This window comes from Vreelandella indica (assembly GCF_037070225.1).
GTDB classification, from domain to species: domain Bacteria; phylum Pseudomonadota; class Gammaproteobacteria; order Pseudomonadales; family Halomonadaceae; genus Vreelandella; species Vreelandella arctica.
In genome coordinates this window covers 1-6,753 of record NZ_JBANSO010000053.1, presented here as the reverse complement: position 1 = coordinate 6,753, position 6,753 = coordinate 1, and the positions used below count along the sequence as shown (strand labels likewise).

Here is a 6,753-nt window from a genome sequence, read left to right as displayed (position 1 = left end):
CTCGGTCACGGGCACGTGGCTACCGGAACGAGGCCAACTTTATCGCCATGATCTACCTGATTGGGAGCCCGGTGGGCCGCCTATTCGATCAGGCCAAATCCACGTGAAGTGACGAAGAACCGCATTTTCTTTACGCCACAATGGGTTATCAAGCACGCTAGCCAATCGTTTTTAGACGTAATGGGGTGTCGGCTACAGGAAATCAAAGGGCAACATCACCGTATTTTCTGCGATGCCGCCGAAACACAACGCCCTGAATATCAAACGTTTTGGCTGTCGCTTGCCGCTGGCAAAAGCCACCATGGGCGCTTTCGCCGTTTTAGAGAAGATGGCGAAGAGGTGTGGCTTGAAGCAACCTACCTGCCAATATGCACGCGCATGGGCAAAGTAACTCAAATTCTTAAAGTAGCCAATGAAGTTACTAAAAGCCACCAAGAAGCTAACCACCAAGATGCGCTGCTGCATGCCCTACACCGCTCTATGGCCGTGATTAAATTTACGCCAAAAGGCGACATCCTGGATGTAAACCAAAACTTTGAAAAAGTAATGGGTTATCGCAAGGAAGCATTGATCGGCAAACATCACTCTATGTTTTGCCGACCTGATTTTTATCGCCAGCAACCCAACTTTTGGCAGAATCTTGCCAACGGTGACTTCAAAAATGGCCGCTTTGAACGGGTAGATGCACAGGGCAAAACCGTATGGCTTGAAGCGACGTATAACCCTGTTGAAGATGCAGACGGTAACGTCATAGCCGTTGTTAAATTCGCCAGCAATATTACGCCACTGGTGGAAAAAGCTACCGCCACCACAGGTACGATAAGCTCAGCGCAAAGCAGTACATCGCAAATTGAGCAAACCGCTAAAGACAGCCTGGGCCACTTAGATGAGATGGTGAAAGGCGCTGCGCAGGCCGCGCAAACGCTCGCCCAAGCGCAAGAACTGATTGATGAACTGCATAAGCAGTCGCAAAGTATTCACAAAATCACCGAATCAATCGCAAAAATTGCCAGCCAAACTAACCTTCTCTCGCTGAACGCCGCTGTAGAAGCCGCCCGCGCGGGCGAACAGGGCCGTGGTTTTGCGGTGGTCGCCAACGAGGTGCGCCACCTTGCCAAAGGCGCCACCGAGGCGGTAGCGCAAATAACCCAGGTACTTAAAGACAACGGCAGCTTGGTAGAACGTACGACCCAATCCATGCAGCAAGTGATTCAACAGGGCAAAGCCAGCCAGTCCAGCGTTAGTGAGATTGATACCATTGTGAATAAAATTCTTCACGACGCCCGCAATGTCGCCACCTCTATCGAACAACTCGCCGCCGATACGCATATTTAGCCAAACCGATTTCATGCACAAGGAAGTGCACCCTTTACACATCACCCTCCTTTTATCGCTTTTAAGCATGCTACTATCTAACCCAGCTTAACTAGTTTAGATAAACATGCCTGAAAGGATATTGACTGATGTTCGATTCGCCCGTTGCGGTTGCCACGCCTGCCGCTGTTGATAGTTTTATCGACCGCTGGAAAGGCACCACCGGCACCGAAAAGGCCAACTATCAGCTCTTCCTTTCAGAACTGTGCACACTGCTTGAACTCCCCACGCCCGACCCTGCCAGCAAAGACAACAGTGAAAACGGTTACACCTTTGAGCGCCGGGTGGATATTCAAAACCCTGATGGCAGCGAAAATCGCGGCTTTATCGACCTCTACAAGCGCAGCGCCTTTGTGCTGGAAGCCAAGCAAACCGGCAAAGGGCTAGAAACCAAAGGCTGGGACAAAGCCATGCAGGCGGCTTATAACCAAGCCGACCAATATGTACGCGCCCTGCCCGCTAAAGAAGGCCGCCCAGCGTTTATTTTAGTCACGGATGTTGGCCGCACGCTGGCACTCTACTCTGAGTTTTCGCGCTCCGGCGGCACCTATGTCCCCTTTCCAGATCCGCGTAATTACCGCATTAAGCTGGAAGACTTACGCCAGCCAGACATTCAGCAACGCCTTAAAGCGCTATGGGAAGCACCCGATACGCTAGACCCGAGCCAATACGCTGCCCGCGTCACTCGCGAGGTCAGCGGCAAGCTGGCGACCCTAGCGAAAACGCTTGAGGCCGATGGCTATGAAGTCGATCGCGTGGCGCATTTTCTTAAACGCTGCCTGTTCACCATGTTTAGTGAAGATGTGGAGCTACTGCCCAAAGGCAGTTTCACCACGTTTTTAGAGCGCATGAAAGCAACCCCTGAACACTTTACTGACGCCATCGGCTCACTGTGGGAAAGCATGAACAGCGGCGGCTTTAGCGGCGTGCTCACCGCCAAAATTATGCGTTTTAATGGCGGCCTATTTAAAGGCATCGACCCGATTCCGCTTAATGCAGAACAGATTCAGCTGCTTATTGATGCGGCCAAAGCCGACTGGCGCTTTGTGGAACCGGCGATTTTCGGCAGGCTGCTGGAGCGCGCTCTTGATCCCCGCGAACGCCACAAATTAGGCGCCCATTACACGCCCCGCGCCTATGTAGAGCGGCTGGTAATGCCTACGCTGATTGAACCGCTACGCCGCGAATGGGCCACTGCGCAAGTGGTTGCGGAAGCCCACAACCAAAAAGGCAAAACCGACAAAGCGCTGGAAAGCCTGCGCGCTTTTCACCACAAGCTATGCCAAATACGCGTGCTTGACCCCGCCTGCGGCAGCGCCAACTTCTTGTATGTCGCGCTGGAACATATGAAGCGCCTGGAAGGCGAGGTGTTAAACCTGATTTCCGACCTGAGCGGCGGGCAAGACAGCCTGGACGCCGAAGGGCTAACCGTCTCGCCCCAGCAGTTCCTCGGCATGGAAATTAACCCCCGCGCCGCCGCCATTGCCGAAATCGTGCTATGGATTGGTTACCTGCAGTGGCACTACCGTATTCACGGCAGCCTCGACCTGCCCGAGCCGATACTGAAAGACTTCCACAACATCGAAAACCGCGACGCGTTGATCGAGTTTGACAGCCGCGAACCGCTGTTGGATGACAATGGCCAGGAAGTCACCATTTGGGACGGTATCAGCATGAAGAAAAGCCCCGCTACCGCCGAGCTGATCCCCGATGAAACCGCCCGCACAAGCGTGTACCGCTACCATAACCCCAAGCGCACAGAATGGCCGGAAGCAGATTACATCATCGGTAACCCGCCGTTTATTGGCGCTTCCACCATGCGCCGCGCACTCGGCGATGGCTATGTGGATGCCGTGCGCCAAGTATTTAAAGGCACCGTGCCGGAATCCGCCGATTTCGTGATGTACTGGTGGCATATCGCCGCCGAAGCGGTACGTACTGGCAACGCCCAGCAATTTGGTTTTATTACCACCAACAGCCTTCGCCAAACCTTTAACCGCCGCGTATTAGAACCGCACTTAAGCGATGCCAAAAAGCCGCTCTCGCTCACCTTTGCCATACCCGACCACCCCTGGGTAGATGGCAACGACGGTGCCGCCGTGCGCATCGCCATGACCGTGGGCCGCGCTGGCGAAGCACCAGGGCTTTTGCAGCAAGTCACCAATGAAAGCAGCGATGAAGCCCGCGAAGCTCGCGCAGTTGCACTTAGTCGCCGTGAAGGTAAGGTGTTTGCTGATTTAACGATTGGAGCGGATGTGGCCGGGGCGGCTCCATTAAAGGGCAACCAAAACTTAAGCAGCCGAGGTGTGATGCTATTTGGCTCTGGTTTTATAGTTACCTCTGAAGAAGCTAATCAACTTGGGCTTCAAAGCAATCCAGCGCTTGAAACCGTTATTCGTGACTACCGTAATGGTAGAGATATGACCCAAACGCCCCGCGGCGTAAAGGTCATTGATCTCTTCGGATTAACCATTGATGAGGCAAAATCAATTCACCCATCGATTTACCAATGGGTATTAGAACGAGTTAAGCCGGAACGTGATCAAAATAAAGATAAGAGCATTCGTGAAAAGTGGTGGCTTCATGGACGACCAAGACCTGAATGGCGCGATTATTCTGCAGGTTTGCCTCGCTATATAGCAACGGTAGAAACAGCAAAACATCGCCTGTTTACATTTTTGGATGCCGACATTTTACCTGATAACAAGCTGATCAATATTGCACTGCAAAAGGGTGAAGAGTTTGGGCTATTATCTAGCCGTTTGCATGTACTTTGGTCATTAACTGCTGGTAGCCGTTTGGGTGTTGGTAATGATTCAGTTTATGTAAAAACCCGTTGTTTCGAGACCTTCCCCTTCCCTGAACTTACCGGCGAGCAGGCGACAAAGATCGGCCAGCTGGCCAAGCAGATCGACGCCCATCGCAAGCGTCAGCAGGCAGATCACCCAACGCTCACGCTAACCGGCATGTACAACGTGATGGAAAAACTGCGCGCAGGCGAAGAACTCAACGCTAAAGAGCAAACCATCAATCAGCAAGGGCTAGTCAGCACGCTGATGGCCGACCACGATGCTTTAGACAAAGCAGTTTTTAACGCCTACGGTTGGGATGACTTGGCAAAAGCGCTAGTCGGCCTACCCGGCGCCACCACGCCACTGCCGGATAAACCCGCCGCCCAGGCAGAAGCCGAAGAAGAGCTGCTAATGCGCTTGGTAGCGCTTAATAAGCAGCGCGCCGCCGAAGAAGCCCAAGGCAACGTACGCTGGCTACGCCCGGAGTACCAAGCACCGGAAGAAGCCGCGCCTACCCAAACCGAGATGAGAAGCGAAGCGACGGTCAGCGACGCACCCGCCACCGAAAAAACCAAAGCAGCATGGCCCAAAGACTTGGCCAGCCAAGTCACCCAGCTACGCGATATGCTCGCCGCCAGCCCACACAGCGCCGAAAGCCTGGCTGCCCAGTTCAAACGCAAACCGGTAAAAGGCGTAAACGAGGTACTCTCCGCCCTCGCCGCCCTCGGCCAAGCCCAGCAAGAAGGCGAGCAATGGCGATTGGTGAGGTGATATGAAAAGACCTTATATAGTAGAGGCTAAGGAAATTCTGCGCCAATCGACACAGGGGCGCACAAAGCCATTTATAATACGTGATACAAATAATGATCAATATGTGGTTAAAGGCGTCAATGGCGTTGGCCAGCAGTCACTGGTATCTGAACTCATTTGTTCAGAATTAGCGCGACGCTGTGAATTGCCTGTTGCTGAGTACGCCTTAATGCGTTTTCCAACGGGCATGTTGGCTTTTTCGACAGAACCACGTGCCGGGGACCTAGAGGGAGGAATGGCCTTTGCGTCTAAGGTAGCTCCCCACAGCCAAGACCTACTCTTCTCGCTAATGGGAGAGGTCGACGAAGGTACTCAGCAGCGTCTCTTACTGTTTGATATTTGGATTAACAATGAAGATCGATGCTTAAGTAGCCAGGGAGGCAATGTAAACCTACTGTGGAGCGCTGTAAGTGGTTTGGTGGTCATTGATCATAATTTAGCTTTTGACCCCATAAACCATACAGGTGACTTTGAAAATCATGTATTTAGCCATCAACGTGGACGTTTCTCAGACCTTGAAATACGCGCACGCCACGAAGCGGTGCTTGACGCTGCACTGAATGATTGGGATATGATCACTGATTTAATACCTTTAGAGTGGCTCTACCGAGATACCGATGACGAGACCACCGAGATACAACCCACATTAGCAGAGCGCTTTAATTTGTTAGTGCGTTTACGCGATTCTTCCTTCTGGAGCTTGATATGAGCGCAATTATTTGTAATTACGCGGTACTGCGCTTTCAGCCCTATCTCGATACAGGTGAGTTCGCGAACCTGGGGATCATCATGCTCTGCAATAATGGCGAATTTCTTCAGCGTGTCGAAACTGTTTCACGAAAACGTATTACGCATTTCTTCGATAAATTGCCAGTAAAAATGTTTACTCAAGCGCGCCAGAATTTCGTAACAGAGCTTAAGCGTACGGTTGATTTAGCTAACCACCACAAAGGTCAATTGGATGTGCAATTACGCATTTTCAATGACTTGGTAGAACCGCGCGAAGCGATGTTCCGCTTCAGCAATCCAGGCACACTCGCTGCAAAAGACCCAGTGGCTGCCCTTGACGAGCTGTTCAATCGCTATGTTCATCATGATTTCAAACACATAGCTACACCAGAAGAACAGCTCACTAAAAACGTTACGCATTGGCTTAGATCACTGAATCGCAGATACACAGAGCAAACGCTAGGTAATGATATTGTTCGCGTAAAGTTGCCATTTGTCTGGCGAGAAGGCGTACGTATACGCCAAGCCATCAAACCCATCAGCTTCGACTTAGAAGACGCTAGCCGCATTATTGAGAAAGGTGATAAATGGTTGGCACATTTACGTAGACTCAAAATTTCTGAAACTGCTCCAGATGACATGGTGTTCATCAGTCAAGCCCCTAACGTACAAAAAGGCCCTAAACTACGTGCTTACAATGAAATCTGCCAAGAAATAGAGAGCGATTTTTCGGCGAGAGTACTTCCAGAGCAACTGGGGCAATATAGTATTCTCAAGGCAATTGCAGAGCCTGTTGTATAGAACGACAGGCATCTTAACGATATTGCTGCGTATGCAGCGCGAACTAAAGTTTTTCGGCTACGTGCTCCGCAGCCGATACTTATGGACTCTAAAAAAAGTATCCCGTTTAGATAGCCAATATATTTTGGCTCTTCGACGTTGGGTGTGGAATTCGCCCCCTGAGCTGGGCCAGAATATGACCTCCACAGCGGCAGGAGGTATGACATGGACGGCACCCAGATTCTAACACTCGGCCTGGGCTTGGAAG

Annotated in this window: 4 protein-coding genes; all 4 read left to right on the top strand. The window is 51.5% G+C overall.

All coding sequences use genetic code 11. From position 1 onward, the window contains the following. The first annotated feature begins 108 nt into the window (after positions 1-108). The 4 genes from V8L71_RS20090 to V8L71_RS20075 all read left to right on the top strand — a co-directional run bounded on the left by V8L71_RS20090 (position 109) and on the right by V8L71_RS20075 (position 6,506). The gene (locus V8L71_RS20090; protein ID WP_336275262.1) at positions 109-1,335 is read left to right on the top strand and encodes a methyl-accepting chemotaxis protein; all 1,227 of its coding nucleotides are present in this window, start codon (positions 109-111) and stop codon (positions 1,333-1,335) included. 128 nt (positions 1,336-1,463) lie between these two features. Further along, complete coding sequence (locus tag V8L71_RS20085; RefSeq protein WP_336275261.1) at positions 1,464-4,937, top strand: class I SAM-dependent DNA methyltransferase; 3,474 nt, start codon at positions 1,464-1,466, stop codon at positions 4,935-4,937. Position 4,938: 1 nt separating this feature from the next. Beyond that, positions 4,939-5,685 carry a HipA family kinase gene (locus tag V8L71_RS20080; RefSeq protein ID WP_336275260.1) on the top strand — a complete coding sequence of 249 codons (747 nt, stop codon included), beginning with the start codon at positions 4,939-4,941 and terminating at the stop codon, positions 5,683-5,685. Beyond that, a complete protein-coding gene (locus V8L71_RS20075; RefSeq protein ID WP_336275259.1) occupies positions 5,682-6,506 on the top strand; it encodes a DUF3037 domain-containing protein in 825 nt (274 codons plus the stop codon). Before V8L71_RS20080 ends, V8L71_RS20075 begins: the two co-directional genes overlap by 4 nt. Positions 6,507-6,753: the final 247 nt, after the last annotated feature.

Bases quoted from the DNA above. Each gene is read 5' to 3' on its own strand.
- V8L71_RS20085 (WP_336275261.1), top strand. From the start codon at position 1,464: ATGTTCGATTCGCCCGTTGCGGTTGCCACGCCTGCCGCTGTTGATAGT.
- V8L71_RS20080 (WP_336275260.1), top strand. From the start codon at position 4,939: ATGAAAAGACCTTATATAGTAGAGGCTAAGGAAATTCTGCGCCAATCG.
- V8L71_RS20075 (WP_336275259.1), top strand. From the start codon at position 5,682: ATGAGCGCAATTATTTGTAATTACGCGGTACTGCGCTTTCAGCCCTAT.